At 64.8% G+C, this 18223-nt stretch carries 17 protein-coding genes and 1 pseudogene; 11 read left to right on the top strand and 7 right to left on the bottom strand.

Annotated elements, in window-relative coordinates; all coding sequences use genetic code 11:
- The first annotated feature begins 74 nt into the window (after positions 1–74).
- The 6 genes and pseudogenes from ACIBW7_RS37975 (at position 75) to ACIBW7_RS37950 (ending at position 7253) form a co-directional block, all read left to right on the top strand.
- Positions 75–1112 (top strand): branched-chain amino acid ABC transporter permease, encoded by a 1038-nt coding sequence (locus ACIBW7_RS37975; protein WP_397055076.1) that lies wholly within the window; start codon positions 75–77, stop codon positions 1110–1112.
- Positions 1109–2545, top strand: a complete 1437-nt coding sequence (locus tag ACIBW7_RS37970) for a branched-chain amino acid ABC transporter permease (protein ID WP_397055074.1) — start codon at positions 1109–1111, stop codon at positions 2543–2545. The genes ACIBW7_RS37975 and ACIBW7_RS37970 overlap by 4 nt, the downstream gene beginning before the upstream one ends.
- Positions 2542–3450, top strand: a pseudogene (locus ACIBW7_RS37965) (ABC transporter ATP-binding protein); the annotation flags it as partial. The gene ACIBW7_RS37970 and the pseudogene ACIBW7_RS37965, both read left to right, overlap by 4 nt.
- Before the next feature lie 189 nt (positions 3451–3639).
- Positions 3640–4335, top strand: a complete 696-nt coding sequence (locus tag ACIBW7_RS37960; protein ID WP_245567112.1) for an ABC transporter ATP-binding protein — start codon at positions 3640–3642, stop codon at positions 4333–4335.
- 150 nt (positions 4336–4485) lie between these two features.
- A complete protein-coding gene (locus ACIBW7_RS37955; protein WP_397055072.1) occupies positions 4486–6162 on the top strand; it encodes a DUF885 domain-containing protein in 1677 nt (558 codons plus the stop codon).
- An 83-nt stretch (positions 6163–6245) separates the two neighbouring features.
- Complete coding sequence (locus tag ACIBW7_RS37950; RefSeq protein ID WP_397055070.1) at positions 6246–7253, top strand: neutral zinc metallopeptidase; 1008 nt, start codon at positions 6246–6248, stop codon at positions 7251–7253.
- A gap of 13 nt (positions 7254–7266) precedes the next feature.
- Here the strand turns inward: ACIBW7_RS37950 and ACIBW7_RS37945 are convergent, their stop codons facing one another.
- On the bottom strand, positions 7267–7683 hold the full coding sequence (locus ACIBW7_RS37945) for a nuclear transport factor 2 family protein (RefSeq protein ID WP_397055068.1): 417 nt from the start codon (positions 7681–7683) through the stop codon (positions 7267–7269).
- Between the two features lie 121 nt (positions 7684–7804).
- Between ACIBW7_RS37945 and polA the strand changes: the two genes are divergently transcribed.
- A complete protein-coding gene (gene polA, locus ACIBW7_RS37940; RefSeq protein WP_397055066.1) occupies positions 7805–10549 on the top strand; it encodes a DNA polymerase I in 2745 nt (914 codons plus the stop codon).
- A gap of 45 nt (positions 10550–10594) precedes the next feature.
- Here the strand turns inward: polA and ACIBW7_RS37935 are convergent, their stop codons facing one another.
- From ACIBW7_RS37935 to ACIBW7_RS37920, 4 genes are all read right to left on the bottom strand, one after another.
- Positions 10595–11287, bottom strand: coding sequence for a hypothetical protein (locus ACIBW7_RS37935; RefSeq protein ID WP_397055064.1), 693 nt, complete (start codon positions 11285–11287; stop codon positions 10595–10597).
- Between the two features lie 179 nt (positions 11288–11466).
- A complete protein-coding gene (locus ACIBW7_RS37930) occupies positions 11467–12015 on the bottom strand; it encodes a hypothetical protein (protein ID WP_397055062.1) in 549 nt (182 codons plus the stop codon).
- Positions 11960–12646 (bottom strand): hypothetical protein, encoded by a 687-nt coding sequence (locus ACIBW7_RS37925; protein ID WP_397055060.1) that lies wholly within the window; start codon positions 12644–12646, stop codon positions 11960–11962. The genes ACIBW7_RS37930 and ACIBW7_RS37925 overlap by 56 nt, the downstream gene beginning before the upstream one ends.
- Before the next feature lie 120 nt (positions 12647–12766).
- Positions 12767–13078 carry a DUF6191 domain-containing protein gene (locus ACIBW7_RS37920; RefSeq protein ID WP_397055058.1) on the bottom strand — a complete coding sequence of 104 codons (312 nt, stop codon included), beginning with the start codon at positions 13076–13078 and terminating at the stop codon, positions 12767–12769.
- Between the two features lie 370 nt (positions 13079–13448).
- Between ACIBW7_RS37920 and ACIBW7_RS37915 the strand changes: the two genes are divergently transcribed.
- Positions 13449–13883, top strand: a complete 435-nt coding sequence (locus ACIBW7_RS37915) for a 2-keto-3-deoxygluconate kinase (protein ID WP_397055057.1) — start codon at positions 13449–13451, stop codon at positions 13881–13883.
- Between the two features lie 77 nt (positions 13884–13960).
- Here ACIBW7_RS37915 and trxA read toward each other — a convergent pair whose 3' ends face one another.
- Together trxA and ACIBW7_RS37905 are read right to left on the bottom strand one after the other, a co-directional pair.
- Complete coding sequence (gene trxA, locus ACIBW7_RS37910; protein WP_040688945.1) at positions 13961–14329, bottom strand: thioredoxin; 369 nt, start codon at positions 14327–14329, stop codon at positions 13961–13963.
- Positions 14330–14397: 68 nt separating this feature from the next.
- On the bottom strand, positions 14398–14919 hold the full coding sequence (locus ACIBW7_RS37905) for a 2'-5' RNA ligase family protein (protein ID WP_397055054.1): 522 nt from the start codon (positions 14917–14919) through the stop codon (positions 14398–14400).
- A 116-nt stretch (positions 14920–15035) separates the two neighbouring features.
- Between ACIBW7_RS37905 and ACIBW7_RS37900 the strand changes: the two genes are divergently transcribed.
- From ACIBW7_RS37900 to ACIBW7_RS37890, 3 genes are all read left to right on the top strand, one after another.
- The gene (locus tag ACIBW7_RS37900; RefSeq protein ID WP_397055141.1) at positions 15036–16094 is read left to right on the top strand and encodes an isocitrate/isopropylmalate dehydrogenase family protein; all 1059 of its coding nucleotides are present in this window, start codon (positions 15036–15038) and stop codon (positions 16092–16094) included.
- A 258-nt stretch (positions 16095–16352) separates the two neighbouring features.
- Positions 16353–17216: an ABC transporter substrate-binding protein gene (locus ACIBW7_RS37895; protein WP_397055139.1), complete on the top strand. Its 864-nt coding sequence runs from the start codon at positions 16353–16355 to the stop codon at positions 17214–17216.
- Positions 17217–17219: 3 nt separating this feature from the next.
- The gene (locus tag ACIBW7_RS37890) at positions 17220–18182 is read left to right on the top strand and encodes an amino acid ABC transporter permease (RefSeq protein ID WP_397055052.1); all 963 of its coding nucleotides are present in this window, start codon (positions 17220–17222) and stop codon (positions 18180–18182) included.
- Positions 18183–18223 lie beyond the last annotated feature (41 nt).

Here is an 18223-nt window from a genome sequence, read left to right as displayed (position 1 = left end):
CACGTACAGGGGTTCGTGGAATCCCCGTACGTGCCGCCGTGTCGGGTGGGCGAATGAATGAGGGCAAAAGACGAATGAAATCAACGGCATTGGCCGGTGTAGCACAACTCGCCGGCGGTTCGATCGACTTCAACTACCACGGAGTGATCGATAACTTCTGGCGACTGACCGTCGACGGGGTGACCTACGGCTCAATCTATGCCTTGGTCGCCGTGGGCTATACCCTGGTCTACGGCGTATTGCGGCTGATCAATTTCGCCCATTCGGAAATATTCATGCTCGGCATGTTCGGTCAATTGGTCGGGCTCATGCTGTTCGGATTCGTGGCGAATCCCGATGTGTACACCCAGGGCATCATCCTGACGGTTACCTATCTCGCGTTGGCGATGATCATCGGCATGCTGGTGTCCGGTGGCGCCGCAGTCGGATTGGAGCGTGTGGCCTATCGGCCATTGCGCAGACGCGGGGCCAAACCGCTCAGCTTCCTCATCACGGCGATCGGTATGTCGTTCGTGATCCAGGAGTTCGTGCACTTCATCCTGCCGAAGATCAATCCCAAACTCGGCGGCACCAATGCGCAGCAGCCGATCAAACTGGTCGAGCCGAGTGTGCAGTTCAGCTTCTTCGGCGCCGAGGTCGACAACATCAAACTGCTGATCGTGCTCGCGGCGGTCGCGCTGGCGATAGTGACCGAGGTGCTGATCAACCGGACCAAATTCGGGCGCGGCATCCGCGCCGTCGCCCAGGATCCCGATACCGCGACGCTGATGGGCGTTTCGCGGGAGCGGGTCATCATGTTGACCTTCTTCATCGGCGGTGTACTCGCCGGTGCGGCCGCGCTGCTGTACGCGATCAAGATCCCGCAGGGCATCATCTACTCCGGTGGATTCATTCTGGGCATCAAGGCATTCAGCGCCGCGGTGCTCGGCGGCATCGGCAATCTGCGCGGCGCACTGCTCGGCGGCATCCTGCTCGGTGTGGTGGAACAGTACGGCCAGTCGCTGCTCGGTTCGGAGTGGCGCGATGTCGTCGCGTTCGTCGTGCTGGTGCTGGTGCTGATGGTGCGCCCGACCGGCATCCTCGGTGAGAGTCTCGGGAGGGCCCGCGCATGACCGACTCGACCAAAACCCCGGACTCCGCACCCGAGACGACCAAGGCGGCCCCGCCCAAACACGGTGCCGGAGACGCGATTCGGACCTGGTGGGACGGCCTGAGCCGCCCCGCGCAATGGGGTGTCGGCGTGCCGATCCTCATTCTGCTCGCACTTCTTCCGCTGTTCCCGCCGCCGCTGCTGGATACCCCCGGCTACAACTTCGGTCTGGTCATGGCGCAGGTCGCCATGTACGCGCTGATCGCCATCGGCCTGAATGTCGTTGTCGGACAGGCGGGTCTGCTCGACCTCGGCTATGTCGGCTTCTACGCCATCGGCGCGTATACGGTCGGCCTGCTCACCAGCCCGAACAGTCCGTGGAATCAGACCGACGGCGGCTGGCTGAATCCGACCTGGGCCTGGATGGCCTGTCTGCCGATCGCGGTCGCGGTGACGGCCATCTCCGGCATCATCCTCGGCACCCCGACACTGCGGCTGCGCGGTGACTATCTGGCGATCGTCACCCTCGGCTTCGGTGAGATCGTGCGGCTGCTCGCCGACAATCTCTCCGATATCACCAATGGCAGCCTGGGTTTGTCCGGTGTCGCCTTCCCACATGTCGGCGAATCCGCCAGCAAGCCCGAGGGTGTGTTCTCCGGCGGTAACAGCGGCAACGCCGATAGCGCGAATCTGCTCGACCGGGCCAGTTACGGCACCTGGTGGTACTGGTTCGCGATGGTGCTGGTGATCATCGTGCTGCTGATCGTCGGCAATCTGGAACGCAGCCGGGTCGGCCGCGCCTGGGTGGCCATTCGCGAGGACGAGGACGCCGCCGAGATCATGGGCGTGCCGACCTTCAAATTCAAGCTGTGGGCCTTCCTGATCGGCGCTGCCGTCGGCGGCATGTCCGGTGCGATCTACGCCGGTCAGGTGCAGTTCATCAATCCGACCGGGTTCAACATCATCAACTCGATGCTGTTCCTGTGCGCGGTCGTCATCGGCGGTCAGGGCAATAAGCTCGGAGTCATCTTCGGCGCGTTCATCATCGCCTATCTGCCCGCGCGGCTGCAGTCGGTGAAATTGGTGAGCAACGAGTCCACCGGGTACATCCTGTTGGCCATCGACGTGCTGGTCTTCGTCGGATTGGTCCTCGTGTGGAAGTACAAGGGCGACAGCCTGAGTGCGTGGCCGCGGCGCGGCTGCATCTTCGGCATGGTGGTCACCGGCGTCTTGGGTGCACTGCTGCTCGGCAGCGTGCTGCTGTTCCGGGTCGGCGGTGCGCAGTCCCTCGGTGACCTCAAGTACATGTACTTCGGAATTACCTTGGTGGTCATGATGATTCTGCGGCCACAGGGTCTGTTCCCGGTGCGGCAGAAGCTGCTGACCTTCGGTAGGCAGGTGTATCAGGCCGTGCGCAAACCGGGCGAGCGTGAATTGATCGGAGCAGGACGATGACCGGGCCAGGCGCGGGTGACGCCCTGTTCGACAACGAGGATATGGCCGCCGGTTACGCGGCCCCGCCCGAGGTCGAGAGCGCGGGCGAGGTCGATGTCACCGCCGTGATCCCGGTGCTCGCCGATGCCGAAGTCGTCGCGGATGTGGTTGCGCCGCACCGCGACATCGAGACCGCGGTGGGTGCGCCGCTGCTGCGCACCGATGGGCTCACGGTGCAGTTCGGCGGTCTGACCGCATTGGACAAGGTCAGCTTCGAGATCCGCCGCGGCGAAATCCTCGGACTGATCGGCCCCAATGGCGCGGGCAAGACCACCTGCTTCAATGCCATTACCGGTGTCTACAAACCGGCCTCGGGTCTGGTGTATTTCGACGGCAAACCGCTGACGAAGACCAAGCGCAACGAGATCACCCGGCTCGGTATCGCTCGCACCTTCCAGAATGTGCGGCTCTTCGGTGAGATGACCGCGCTGGAGAATGTGGTGGTCGGCACCGACGCCAGGCATAAGACTTCGGTGCCCGGCGCGATCTTCCGCACCCCGCGGCACCGCAGCGAGGAGAAGGACGCGATCGAGCGCGGCATGGCCTTGCTCGAATTCGTCGGGATCGCACCGCGCGCGGTGGAGAAGGCGCGCAATCTCTCCTACGGCGATCAGCGCCGATTGGAGATCGCCCGCGCGCTGGCCACCGAGCCGAAACTGCTCTGCCTGGACGAACCCGCCGCCGGGTTCAATCCGAGCGAGAAATCGGCGCTGATGGATCTGATCCGCAAGATCCGCGACGACGGGTTCACCGTGCTGCTGATCGAGCACGATATGCGCCTGGTCATGGGTGTCACGGACCGGATCGTGGTGCTGGAGTTCGGTCGCAAGATCGCCGACGGGCTACCCGCGGACATTCGCGACAACCCGGATGTGATCGCGGCGTATCTGGGTGTTCCGGATGCCGAGGCCGCGGCGGCCGAAAAGGCCACCGCCGTAACCGAAGTGATCGAACCGGAACAGCCTGTCGACGAATCGACTCCGGCCGGTGGCGAGCATCGCAGAGCGGAGCCGCGCGACTTCAGCGAGGCGCCGCCGCTGCTAGAGGTCGACGACATGGTCGTCAACTACGGCAGAATCCAAGCGCTGCACGGGGTTTCGCTCCGTGTCGCCGAGGGTGAGCTGGTGACTCTGCTCGGCGCCAACGGCGCGGGGAAGACCACCACCATGCGTGCGCTGTCCGGTTTGCTGCCGCTGACCCGCGGCAAGATCAGGTTCGAGGGCCGTGACATCACCCAGATGAAGGCGCACGAGCGGGTGACGCACGGGTTGATCCAGGCGCCGGAGGGCCGGGGTGTATTCCCCGGTATGACGGTCCAGGAGAACCTCGATATGGGTTGCTACGGAAGGGCTTTCAAGCAGAAGGCGGAGTACGGCCAGACACTCGAGTGGGTCTTCGAGCTGTTCCCACGGCTGTCCGAGCGACGCAAGCAGGTCGGCGGCACGCTCTCCGGCGGTGAGCAGCAGATGCTGGCCATCGGCCGCTCGCTCATGGCCCGTCCGCGCCTGCTGCTGCTCGATGAACCCTCGATGGGCTTGGCGCCCATGGTGATTCAGCAGATCTTCCGGATCATCAGCGAGATCAACCAGCAGGGCACCACGGTGCTGTTGGTCGAGCAGAATGCCCAGCAGGCGCTGACCCGCAGCGATCGCGCCTACATCCTGGAGACCGGTGAGGTCACCAAGAGCGGTATCGGCGGGGATCTGCTCACCGACCCCGCGGTAAAGTCGGCCTACCTGGGCGTGGGCTAGAAGTCGGACCGTCTGTGGCCGCCTCGAGGCAAGATGGCGGGATGTGCACGGCGAAGGCCGAGCTGGTGCTCGGTCTTCGCTGTGCACATCAGACGCTGGCCAGTGTTGGGCGCTGGCGCGCCCAACGACCACTACCGGAGGAATGGCGCTGTGGACGGGCATGACGAACTGACGAATCTGGCCGACCGCTATTGGGACAGTGTGCTGGCGGCCGCACCGAGCACGGCCACCTTGCTCGGCGACCACCGCTTCGACGACCGCGTCGAGGATCGCTCGCCCGAGGCCGAACAGCGACTGCTCGCGACCTTGCGCGAGTTGCGCGATCAGGTCGTCGGTCTCGACGCCGAAAAGCTCAGCGGAACCGACCGGGTCACCCACGGTCTGCTGCGCACCGAACTGGATACGGCCATCGACAATCTGGCTTGGCGGCCGACCGAACTGGCATCGGACCAGATGGACGGCGTGCACGCGGGCATGCTCATGATGGCCACCCAGACCAAGGCGCCGCAGCCCGAACATGCGCACGCCCTGGTCCGGCGGTATCGCCAGTTCGGCACGCTGTTCGACCAGGCGGTCCAGCAGTTCCGCAACGGCCTGGCCGCAGGCCGCACGCCCGCGCGCATCACCATCGAACGCTCGCTCAACCAGTTGGATGGCTACCTGGCCTCCGATATCGCCGCCGATCCGTTCGTCACCTTCGCCGGCCCGGCAGATTGGGACGGGGAAGCCGACTGGCGCACCGAACTCACCGAGGTCGCGCGCGAGGTGATTCGCCCGGCCTTCCAACGCTATCGAGACGTACTGGCCGACGAACTGCGCCCCGCCGCCCGTCCCGATGACAAATGCGGTCTGTGCTGGCTCGGTGCCGACGGCGAGGACATCTACCGGCGGCAGCTGCGCCGCCACACCACCCTGCCCGATCTCGGCGCGGACGAGATCCACGAACTCGGTCTCGCCGAATTGGCGCTGCTGCGTGCGGAGTACGCCGCGGTCGGGACCCGGCTGTTCGGGACTGCCGATACCGCCGAAATCTTCACCCGCCTGCGCCGGGATACCGGACTGCGTTACGGCAGTGGCGCGGAGATCATGGCCGATGCACAGCGTGCGCTCGGCGCGGCGGTCGCGGAGATGGGCAACTGGTTCGGCCGCCTGCCCAAGGAATCCTGCGATATCGTCCCGGTGCCGGAATTCCTGGCCGCGGATGCGCCTGCGGCGTACTACTTTCCGCCCGCCGCGGACGGATCAAGGCCGGGCACCTACTTCGTGAACCAGCACGAACCCACCGGCCGCAGCCGCTACGAGACGGCGGCGGTGGCCTATCACGAGGCGATTCCGGGGCATCACCTGCAACTCACCATCGCCAATGAACTCGATCAGCTGCCGCGATTCCAACGGCAGTCCTTCGCGAATACCGCCTTCGTCGAGGGCTGGGCGCTCTACACCGAACGTCTTGCCGACGAAATGGGTTTGTACGACGACGATTTGGCGCGCGTCGGCATGCTGGCCGCCGATTCGTGGCGCTCGTGCCGGCTCGTCGTCGATACCGGAATCCACGCCAAGGGCTGGAGTCGTCAGCAGGCCATCGACTTCATGGTGGCCAACGCACCGGTCGGGCTGACCGAGATCGAGGTCGAGATCGACCGCTATATTGCGATCCCCGGTCAGGCCGTGGCCTATAAGGTCGGTCAGCTCGAGATTCGCCGGCAACGTAGGCAGGCCGCCGAGCGGCTCGGTGCCGCCTTCGACATCAAGGCATTCCACGATGTGGTGCTCGGCTCCGGCTCGGTCAGCCTGCCGGTGCTGCGCGAACTTGTGGCCACACTGTGACCCGCTGAGCGGCTCTACGAGTTGCAGACCGATGTGGGCGGAGTTCCAATGAATGTGCGGTGATCGAGCTCTCTAGGTAGGTCATGAACAGCACGTTCAGCTCTCGGCTCGGTCAGTTGCGCGGCAATCGCATCGTGCTGATGTGGGTGGTGCTCGGTGTGATCGGTGCGCTCACCGCGACGGGCCTGCTGGTGACCGGACGCTCCGCCGACGTGGGCGAAATGCATACCGCGCGTACAATTTCCGATTCGACGACACCGGGATTCGCGGGCGCCCTGCCCGACTCGGCGAATCCGATCGGCGATGCCGCGCCCCCGGTCGCCTTCGCGCCGTTGGCCGGGTTATCGCCGGCCGGGATGCCGGTCGCGTCGAGCCGCGCGGTGCAGGCGCTGGCCGATCATCCGCTCTTCGCCCAGCACATCGGACTCGGCAGGGTCGATTGCAAACTGCCCGCCTGGCACGACGATCCGGAGACGGCGCGGGCCTTCTACCGGTCCGCGATCGCCTGCCTGGACGCGTCATGGGAACCGACACTGCGCGGCGCCGGACTGCCGTTCCATCCGCCGCGGCTACTCGCCCCCACCGAATCCCGTGATGTGGCAAGCCAATGCGTGCAGCGACTGCGCAACGGCCCGACAACCTTCTACTGCGCCCTCGACGAAACCCTGGTCCTGCCGTACGACGCCATGCGGCCGCTGTCCAGCGGCTCGCGCCGCGGCGCCCAATTGGCCGTCCTCAGTACCGAATACGGCCACCACGTGCAGAACCTGATCGGCGTCATGCAGGCCTACAACGAGAAACGTGCGACCGTCGGCAAGGAAACCACCGCCGGTCGCGAACAGAGCCGCCGCATGGAACTGCAGGCCCGCTGCTTCTCCGGCATGTTCCTCGGCACCAACTTCGGCCGCGCCGATATCGATGAACAAACCTGGACCGAAGCCTCCCGCACCGTCCAGAGCAGCCACGCCACCCGCGATCCACGCATGCAGGGCACCGAAGAGAACGTATGGGGCTGGTGGAAATGGGGTTCCGACAAGGGCGACACCTGGGAGTGCAACACCTGGTACAGCTCTCCGGCCCACGTGGAATGAGTGCGTGCTTCTATCAGTGGTGCGCTTCGGTCAGCACCTCGACGACGGCCGCGGTATCCAGATAGAACGGCCGGATCTCGGCGATCAGCCCGTCGCGGAAGGTCATCAGCTGCATCACCGAGGTCTCCAGCATCCGGCCGGTGTCGCGGGCCAGCATGCGGCCGCGGTTGTAGATGACCACTGTGTCGCCGTCCACCACGAATCGCTGCTCGAGGAACTCCAGCGTGGCCCAGGTCCGGCTCATCGCCGCCATGAAGTTCTCGATGCCGTCGGGGCCGTGCCATTCGCCGCCGTAAGGGAGGTGCTCGGCCTGGTACATGACGACATCGGGGGCCAAGCAGGCGGCCATCGCATCGAAGTTCGCGCCCTCGGTGATGTAGGCGGCTTCGGCGGCGAAGAAGTTCTGCAGTGCTGCGCGGGCTGTGGTCACCGGGAAATCATGGTCGCCGCGGCGTGCCGCTTCCGGCGGAAATCGGACGGCTCGCTGGACTCGCACAACAAGGGGGTGCCGCGGCTGTGGATTGTCGGTGGGGCTCCCTAGACTCTTGCACGTGACCCCAGCGACTACTGATCAGCGTTCCAGCGTCGGGCCTACGGCAGCCAGTGATGCGGGTGGTGAGCGGCCGACGTTGTTGCTGTTGGACGGGCATTCGGTCGCCTATCGCGCGTTCTTCGCGCTGCCCGCGGAGAACTTCAAGACGGTCACCGGGCAGACCACGAATGCGGTGTACGGATTCACCGCGATGCTGATCAATCTGTTGCGGGACGAGAAGCCGACGCATATCGCGGCCGCTTTCGATGTCAGCCGCAAGACCTTCCGTACCGAGGCGTATCCGGAGTACAAGGCGGGGCGCAATGCCACGCCCGATGAGTTCCGCGGCCAGGTCGAACTCACCAAGGATGTGCTCGGCGCCATGGGCATCCCGGTGATGGCGATCGACGGTTTCGAGGCCGACGACCTGATCGCCACCATCGCGACCCAGGCCGTGGGCGAGGGTTTCCGCGTTCTGATCGTCTCCGGTGACCGTGATGCCATCCAGCTGGTCAGCGATGAGGTCACACTGCTCTACCCGCGCAAGGGTGTCTCCGATCTCACCCGGTTCACCCCGGATGAGGTGATGGCCAAATATCAGCTCACCCCGGCCCAGTACCCGGATTACGCGGCCCTGCGCGGCGACCCGAGCGATAACCTGCCCGGCATTCCGGGCGTCGGGGAGAAGACCGCCGCCAAGTGGATTCGCGAATACGGCGATCTGACCACCCTCGTCGACAAGGTGGACGAGGTGAAGGGCAAGGTCGGTGACGCACTGCGCGCCAACCTCAGCAGTGTCGTGCTCAACCGTCAGCTCACCGAGATGGTCCGCGACGTTCCGCTGCCCTACACCCCCGATCAGCTGGCCCAGCAGCCGTGGGATCGCAACAAGATCCACCAGCTCTTCGACGACCTGGAGTTCCGGGTGCTGCGCGACCGGCTTTTCGAAACCCTCGCCCCGCCGGAGCCCGAGGCCGAATCGGGCTTCGAGATCAGCGGCGGCGCGCTCGAGGTCGGTGCGGTCACCGGGTGGCTCGCCGAACATGCGAAAGTCGGCGTCCGACACGGTATTTCGGTCGTCGGCACGAGTGCGCCAGGTAATGGGGACACCCGCGCGCTCGCCATCGCCGCCGCGGACGGCGAGAGCGGTTACATCGATGTCTCTGTGCTGACCCCCGAAGATGAAGCCGCACTTGGTGCTTGGCTGGCCGATCCGGCCGTACCGAAGGCGCTGCACGAGGCCAAGGCCGCCATGCACGCGCTGCGTGGTCGCGGCTGGACCCTGGCCGGTCTGACCAGCGATACCGCCCTCGCCGCCTACCTGGTTCGCCCCGGTCAGCGCAGCTTCAACCTCGATGATCTCTCGCTGCGCTACCTGCACCGCGAGTTGCGCGCCGAAACCGACGAAACTCCGCAGCTGTCTCTGCTCGACGATGCCGACACCGTGGACGCCGAGCTGGCGCAGACCGAAATGCTGCGCGCCAGGGCGGTTCTCGACCTCGGTGAGGCACTCGACGGCGAACTGCGCCAGATCGAATCCAGCGCACTGCTCGACGATATGGAACTGCCGCTGCTCAGCGTGCTCGCCGAACTGGAGAACGCCGGCATCGCGGTCGATATCGAGCAGCTCGAGAACCTGCAGCGCCAATTCGCCGATAAGGTCACCGATGCGGCCAACGCCGCCTACGGCGTGATCGGCAAGCAGATCAACCTCGGCTCACCCAAGCAGCTGCAGGTGGTGCTCTTCGACGAACTCGATATGCCGAAGACCAAGCGCACCAAGACCGGCTACACCACCGACGCCGACGCGTTGGAGTCGCTGTTCGAGAAGACCGAGCATCCGTTCCTGCGGCACTTGCTCGAGCATCGCGACGCCACTCGGCTCAAGGTCACCGTGGACGGTCTGCTCAAATCCGTCGCCGACGACGGCCGCATCCACACCACCTTCAACCAGACCATCGCCGCCACCGGCCGACTGTCCTCGACCGAGCCGAATCTGCAGAACATCCCGATCCGCACCGACACCGGTCGCCAGATCCGCGACACCTTCGTCGTCGGCCCGGGCTACCAGTCGCTGATGACCGCGGATTACAGCCAGATCGAAATGCGCATCATGGCCCACCTTTCCGGTGACGAGGGCCTGATCGAGGCCTTCAACTCCGGCGAGGATCTGCACACCTTCGTCGCCTCCAAGGCCTTCGATATCCCGCTGTCGGAGGTGACGCCCGAGATGCGCCGCCGGATCAAGGCGATGTCCTACGGTCTCGCGTACGGCCTGAGCTCCTATGGTCTTTCGACGCAGCTGAAGATCAGCACGCAGGAGGCCAAGGAGCAGATGGAGGTCTACTTCGACCGCTTCGGCGGCATTCGGGACTACCTGTACGAGGTCGTCGAACAGGCACGCAAGGTCGGCTACACCGAAACCCTCTTCGGTCGTCGCCGCTACCTGCCCGATCTGGATTCCAGCAACCGCCAGCGCCGCGAGGCCGCCGAACGCATGGCCCTCAACGCGCCCATCCAGGGCACCGCCGCCGACATCATCAAGGTCGCGATGATCAACGTGCACAAGGCGATCAAGGAGGCGGGCCTGCGCTCGCGCATGCTGCTGCAGATCCACGACGAACTGGTCTTCGAGGTCGCCGAGGGGGAGAAGGACGCCCTGGACGCACTCGCCCGCGAACAGATGTCCTCGGCGATCACGCTGTCGGTCCCGTTGGACGTCTCCGTCGGCACCGGCCGCAGCTGGGACTCCGCGGCGCACTGAGCAATGAGTGCGGCACACCGGATTTCTGGTGTGCCGCACCGCATTTCAGCGCCCGGCGGCCAACAATTTGTACTGCGCGGCGGCCTGCTGATAGAGATCCTGGACCTGGGACGCTCCGACATTCCCCACGTAACGGTCATAGGCGACGTAGCACTGATAGTCGGCGGACAGATCGACGACGACCGGATCGTCCAGCTTCTTCAAACATTTCGCATCGGGTAATCCCGGCGGCGGATCGATGACCGCGAAACTGTCGGTCGCCTGGTCGACGAGTCGCGCGATGAGTCGAGCCGCCGCGGCGGCATCGGCGGTTCGATAGACACCCGAATCGTCCAGCGCGAACGCATCGACCTCGGTATCGGTAAACAGCCGACTGGTCAGGTCCGATCGACCGTGCACATGCGGGGTGTAGACACCGGGCGTCCAGTTGACCGCCGCCTTACTCGCGATGGTGCGTCCGAGCAGTCCATCGACATCGACGGGCAGCTCCGCCAGCTTGTCGGGCGGTGTCGGTAGGTAGTCGCGCAGCATCTCGAACTGCTTATCCAGGACCTGCTTGGTGAATTCGGCAAGCGGCACCGGGTCGGGCGGTGTGGCGAGCGGATTATTGGTCCAGATCCGCAGCAGGTATTCGCCTCTGGTCAGCCAGGTGGTCAGCGAATCCAGTTCGCTGACCCGGGTGCGCGCCTGCGGGTAGCCGGGCATGCTCGCCGAGGCCGAGCGCCTCCTGAATCGCACCCTGCTCCTCGGACCGCTCGATCGTGCGCGGGGTGGTCGGATAGTTGCCCGAGTCGAGTTTCGAGATATCGACGGCGGGCCGTGCCGTCGATTCCGATTCACCGCAGCCGCTGGTAATCGTGAGCACGGCGACCAGCAGCACACCGCCGAATGCGATCCGTGCAGACTTCATCGGCCGCTCACCCGTTCTTGGCCAGGATCGAATACTGGGCGGCGGCACGTTGATAGAATGCCGCTTCCGGGGTATTACCGCTGAACGCGGCATTCGCGCCGATAACCGCGACATAGCGGCCGAAGACCATGGCGCACAGGTATTTATCGTTGCGAATGGGCTCGGCCTCGTCGAGTTGGATGCACCGGGCATCGGCCACGCCAGCGGGATCGGCGACCTCCTCGTCGTTCCTACCGAGCACCGTGAGTGCGGTCTGCAGGCGGAAGGCGGCGGCGAGATCCCTTGTTCGATAGACAGTTCCGTCGTTCTGCCCGACGAGATCTACACCCGCGTCGGCGAATGCGATCGTCGCGACTGCTGCGTCGCGCTCGAAATGCAGTTGTCCGGCCGGACTGTAGATGCCGATGTTTTCTTCGCGCAGAAAGATGCCGGGCGATCCCTTCGCCGTGCGCAGCGCCAGGCTCATGATCCGGTCGGTATCGAGCGGCAGATCCAGGATGTCATCGACCGGTGTCGGATTCAGCTCCGCGAGCCGCGCGTCCTGCAGTTGCAGCATCTTTTTCAATTGCGTGGCAAGCGCATTCGGATCCGGCTGCGGCACGGTCACCATGCTGAGCACCACGAACGGGCCGCGCCAGGCATACACCCAGGCCCTTGGCATCGGTGACCGAGGAGGCCGTTGCGTTCGCGACGCCGTCCAGCGTGATGCGGTGGCGGCCAGGCAGGGAATTCGCACTGTCCTGGTCGAATTCGGTCGCAGCGGCGCGGGCGGCGGCATCGCTCGGGAATCGCATGATCGAGATCGTCATGAACTTCCGGTTGCGCAGATCGCCATTGGACCGTGTGGTCAATGCACCGCCGATGAGGTGGTTGCGTTCGGCGATCGGTGCATAGCTCTCCGGGAATTCGCCGGTAATGCTGCGAAAGCTGCTCTGGTCGATCACCCGCACCGCCTCGAGCAACTTCATATCCGGATCGATCTGGTAGGGCGAGACGAGATAGCTCATCATGCGGCGGGACTCGATATGGAAGACCTGGGTGTTGTAACTGATCTTCGGCCGGTAGACCTGCGGTGCGGACTGGTATGGCCCGGTATCGAGACCGGCCAGGTTCGCCGGGGTCATGCCGGGCTCGGCCTGCCCGGAAATCGCGGAGCCACAACCGGTCACTCCGATCGCCAGTGTCACGGCGACAACCAGCGCACATCCGGCTCGAGCCTAGACCGATAACGACATCAACGCCCCCGGGACAGCTTTCCGACGGTGCGGATACTACGTCAGACCGCGGTATCGTTCACCTTCGAATGATCACTGCTCGCGCCGCACCAGCTTCGCGGACCCGGTGCGCAGATCGATCTCATCGCGTGGCGGCGCTCCATCGGACTTATCTTCTTTATGCATCAGCGCCGTCTGCCGCTGCTCGAACTCGTAATGCTTCGAACCTTGAAAGGTCGCGGCGACTTGTTCGAATCCGGTCGCGGCGACCGGCGTGTGCTTGCGGTGTTTGAACCACGGCAGTATCCGACTGCCAGTGAGCCGGTTCCACAGCACCTCGACGAATGCGAGTCCGATCAGCAGGATGGCCAACCCGGGGATGGTCATGGCGACAAGGGCACCCATGTGACCGAAAGTACCGCCGCGACGGCGGCTTGCCATCCGCCTTCGGCGCTATGCCCCTGAGCTGCGCGGACGGTACTCGCGAGTAGGCGCGACGGGGTGACAAATGTGGTTGCTATTGCGTCAGGAGCGACCTACTCTGGTCGACGTGCCGAATCCCGCCGACCGCCACAGCGCCGCGCTCCATGTCGCAGACCGCGACAGCGCAGTGCTAATTCCGCTTACCGCGATGGTGGCAACCCGGCGACTTCTCGTAGTAACCCGCCGTAGCGGGGTCTGATTCGGACCGGCCCCCTCGCTGCGGGCTATCGACTACTTACTGCTGGTCCCCTCTGTCAATTGAGAAGACAATCCTCGGGAAGACCTCCGCACAATGACCATCCTGACTCTTGACCCCAACATGTTCATCGCCGCCGCCCCCAAGGCGCTGCGCGCCGAATGCGCCCATCTGACACCCGCGCAATTCCACCACCGCTATTGCGAGCACTCCGGCCCGATTCGGGTCGGCGACTGGTCGCCCGCGGGCAATCGGAGCGCGGAGTTCACGGCCACCCTGGAATTCGCCGACCACCTGCGCACGGTGATCGCTACCGGCAGCCCGGTCGCCGCGATGACCTCGGCCCTCTACGACGAGGGCTATCCGGTCGAAATCCTGCAGTTCCACCAGCGCCGCACCGCTGTGGGCACCGCGACGTTCGTGCAGTGCGAATGCAATGGCAGGCGCGGCTGGGGCGCGGCGCTGGCCGACGACGGCGCCGAATCGACGGTCCGCGCCATGATCGCGGGCGTCAACAAGCTGGGCGCCTGACCGTACGAAAACACAACGGGCCGTTTACATTCCACGGAATGTAAACGGCCCGGTGGCGTAGTTGTGCGCGCCGGAGCTTACTGACCGGCCTGCTGCTCGGCGAGTTGCTTGCGCACCTCGTCCATATCCAGCGCCTTCACCTGGGTGACCAGATCCTCCAGCGCGGCGGGCGGCAAGGCGCCCGGCTGCGCGAAGACCAGCACGCCCTCGCGGAACGCCATGATGGTCGGAATCGAGCGGATATTGGCGGCGGCGGCCAAGCCCTGTTCGGCCTCGGTGTCGACCTTGCCGTGCACGACATCGGGATGCTTGTCCGAGGAGGCCTCGAAGGTGGGCGCGAAGCTCTTGCACGGACCGCACCAGTCGGCCCAGAAATCGACGAGTACCACGTCGTTTCCGGTGACGATCTCATCGAAATTCTGTTGGTTCAGCGTCTGGGTGGCCATGACGTCCTCTCGTATCGTATGTCGCCAGCTATAACGTCCGGCGCGATATATATCTTCCGGTGGTGCCTCTATCTTCCTCGGGCGACCGGCCACTCGCGCCGTTGATCGCCGTCCCACCGCCGGATACCCACCACGGTCGCGGGGAAATCACGGTCCCTGGCGATGGCGTGTATCGCCTCGCCCAAATGCTGTGTCTGCACCCTTCTGGCCAGGGTGATATGCGGCGTCCATTCGTCGGGTTGCACATTCGACGGTATGCCGGGACACGGCGAAACGATGGCGAGAATACGACGTTGCAGTGCGAGCAGGTGTTCCGAGGGCACCACCGACCGGACCAGGATCGGATTGCGCGCACCGAAGACCAGCACGCCGCCGAGTCGTATCGGAATCGGCCGGAAGGTGAGCTGGTCCAGTGCGTGATCGATGCGCGGCCAGATCTGCCTGGCCACCGCGACGGTGATATGCGGTCGGTTCGTTTCGGCATGCTTCCCGGCCAAACTCGGAATGCCGGCATCGGCGAGCAACTGCCACTGCCGCCGGATCTCCGCATCGGCCACATCGTCCAATAACAATTCGACCGACTGCACCATAGTTCACGAGAGGTTAGCCGCCCGCGCGGCTCGATGGGCGGCGAACACGCGGCCCGGTTGTCGGCGAACAACTTGCGTCGCGGGAGGATGGCCAGGTGAACCGTGATACGTCGCCCATGCGACTCGGCCTCATCGAAGGTGACGGCATCGGCCCCGAGGTGGTCCGCGCTACCCACGTGGTGGTCGACGAAGCACTCGCCGCGGCCGGCGCGGCCTCGATCGACTGGGTTCGGTTGCCGATGGGGCAGCACGCCATCGCAGAATTCGGCAATCCGCTGCCGGAGCAGACCCTCGCGGCCCTCGACGAACTCGACGCCTGGATCCTCGGCCCGCACGACAATGCCGCCTACCCGCCCGAACATCGAATCGCACCTGGTGGCGCCATCCGCAAACGCTTCGGCCTCTATGCGAATATCCGCCCGGCCCGTGCCTTCGCCGGAATCAAGGCGAGCGCTCCCGATATCGACTTGGTGATCGTCCGGGAGAACAGCGAGGGTTTCTACGCCGACCGCAATATGTTCGCCGGGTCGGGCGAGTTCCAGCCCACCCCCGACGTGGCGATGGCGGTCGGCCTGATCACCCGGCAGGCCTGCGAGCGGATCGCGCACGAGGCCTTCCGGCTCGCGGCCGCGCGTCGCAAGCGGGTCACGATCGTGCACAAGGCCAATGTGCTGCCCATGACCATGGGCTTGTTCCGCGACGTCTGCTATGACGTCGCCCACGCCTATCCGGGCGTCGAGGTCGACGACGAACACGTCGACGCGGTCGCCGCCCATCTGGTCCGCGCCGCCTGCGACTACGACGTGGTAGTGACCGAGAACCTCTTCGGCGACATCCTTTCCGATCTCGCCGGTGAGCTGAGCGGCTCGCTCGGCATCGCCGCATCGCTCAACTGCTCGGCATCCAAGGCGATGGCACAGGCGGTACACGGCGCCGCGCCGACACTGGCCGGACACAACCGCGCAAACCCGGCGGCGCTACAACTGTCGGCGGCAATGTTGTTGCACTGGCTGGGAATTCGCGACAACAACCGCGCGCTGTCGAGCGCGGGTGAACGCATCGAACACGCCGTCGCGGGCGCCTTCGCCGCGGGCATTGCCACCGCCGACCTGGGCGGCCTCGCCTCGACCAGCGAATTCACCGAGCAGGTCTGCGCCAGGGTGCACCGACGCTGACCTGGACCGGCGGGGCGACCGGGAACCCAACTCATTCGAACATCGGACCGTCCGGTAGGGTCCACCGCCGGTACCTGAGTGTTTGCTGTGCTCGGAGTGTTCCGCACAGAACGGATAATCTTCCGTTACTGTCCAGCACGAAACGCCACGATCGCTTAGATTGCCAAACGGGTGGTGACACCCGGGTTTCTCGAATCCGAAATGTGGAGGGCTGCTGTGTCTGTTCGATCGGTTCTTGGCAGGCGCGCCCTGCAAGCGATGTGCGTACTAGCCGGTGGTGCACTGGTGCTGACGGGCTGTAGTAACTCCGAGGACGACTCGCCCGCGGTTGCGAAGGTACAGGGTATCGACAAACTCGACACGGCCGCCGCGCTGCTCCCGGACAAGATCAAGCAGTCGGGCAAGCTCGTCGTCGGAGTCAATATTCCCTATCAGCCCAACGAGTACAAGGATCCGAGCGGCAAGATCGTCGGCTTCGATGTCGACCTGATGGACGCGGTCGCCGCAACCCTCGGCCTGAAGGCCGAATACCTCGAATCCTCCTTCGAGAAGATCATTCCCGCGATCCAGGCGGGCACCTACGACGTCGGCATGTCCTCCATCACCGACTCGAAGGAACGCGAACAGAGCGTCGACTTCACCACCTACTTCAACGCGGGCAGCCAGTGGGCGCAGCAGACGGGTAAGCCGATCGACCCGGACAACGCCTGCGGTAAGCGGGTCGCGGTTCAGGCCACCACGGTTCAGGACACCGACGAGATTCCGGCGCGCAGCAAGAAATGCGAGGCGGAGGGCAAGCCCGCCATCGATAAGAAGCCGTTCGACGAGCAGAGCGCGGCGACCAACGCACTGGTGCTCGGCCAGGTCGACGCTATGTCGGCGGATTCGCCGGTGACCGCGTACGCGATCAAGAAGAGCGACGGCAAGATCGAAGCGTCGGGCAAGGTCTTCGATTCCGCACCCTACGGTTGGGCCATCCCCAAGGGTTCGGCGCTCGGCAAGGCGCTGCAGGCCGCTGTCCAGCACCTGATCGACAACGGTAAGTACCTGGAGATCACCAAGAACTGGGGTGTGCAGGAAGGCGCGATCACCAAGTCGGTCATCAACGGCGCCGCGAGCTGATCGATGTCGTCATCCGAAATCACGTCGGCGCCCGGAGACAACACCGGGCCCGGCGGGCCGATCGACGCGGCAGAACCGGAGCCGATCAAGGCCGTTCCACTACGTAGGCCGGGCCGCTGGATCGCCGCGGCGATCATCCTCGCCCTGCTCGGGTTGTTCATCTACGGCGCGGCCACCAATCCCGCGTACGGATGGGGCACCTATCGAAAGTACTTGTTCGACAGCCGTATCGCCGCCGGCGCGGTGGTCACCCTCGAGCTGACCGTGCTCGCGATGGCGATCGCGGTCGCGCTCGGCACATTGCTCGCGGTGATGCGCCTGTCGCCGAATCCGGTGCTGCGCTCGACGGCCTGGGTGTATCTCTGGATCTTCCGTGGCACACCGGTTTTCGTGCAGTTGGTCTTCTGGGGTCTGTTCCCGTCGCTGTACAAGTCGATCCAGTTCGGGGTGCCGTTCGGGCCCGAATTCGTGCAGATCGACGTGCAGGGCCTACAGGCCGCGTTCACCTTCGCGGTAATCGGCCTAGGCCTCAACGAGGCAGCGTATATGGCCGAAATCGTTCGTGCCGGAATCAATTCCGTCGGTGAGGGACAGCGCGAGGCCTCGACGGCGCTGGGCATGTCGTGGTCGCAGACGATGCGCAGGACCGTGTTGCCGCAGGCGATGCGGGTGATCATCCCGCCGACCGGCAATGAGCTGATCGGCATGCTGAAGACGACTTCGCTGGTCACCGCGATTCCGTTGAGCACCGACCTGTACGGCCGGGCCCGTGATATCTACGGCGTGAACTTCCAGCCGATTCCGTTGCTATTGGTCACCGCCACCTGGTATCTCGCGGTCACCAGCGTGCTGATGGTCGGGCAGTTCTACCTGGAGCGCTACTACTCGCGGGGCGCCTCGCGGCAGCTGACCGCCAAGCAGCTGCAGGAACTGGCCGACGCTCAGACGATTGTGAAGGCGAAATGAGCGAGCGAACAATGGACACAGCCGCTTTCGCGGTCATGCCG

Source organism: Nocardia sp. NPDC049526, from assembly GCF_044465765.1.
Taxonomy (GTDB): Bacteria; Actinomycetota; Actinomycetes; order Mycobacteriales; family Mycobacteriaceae; genus Nocardia.
The sequence above is the reverse complement of the archived record's forward strand: the minus strand, read 5'-3'. Positions and strand labels throughout refer to the sequence as shown.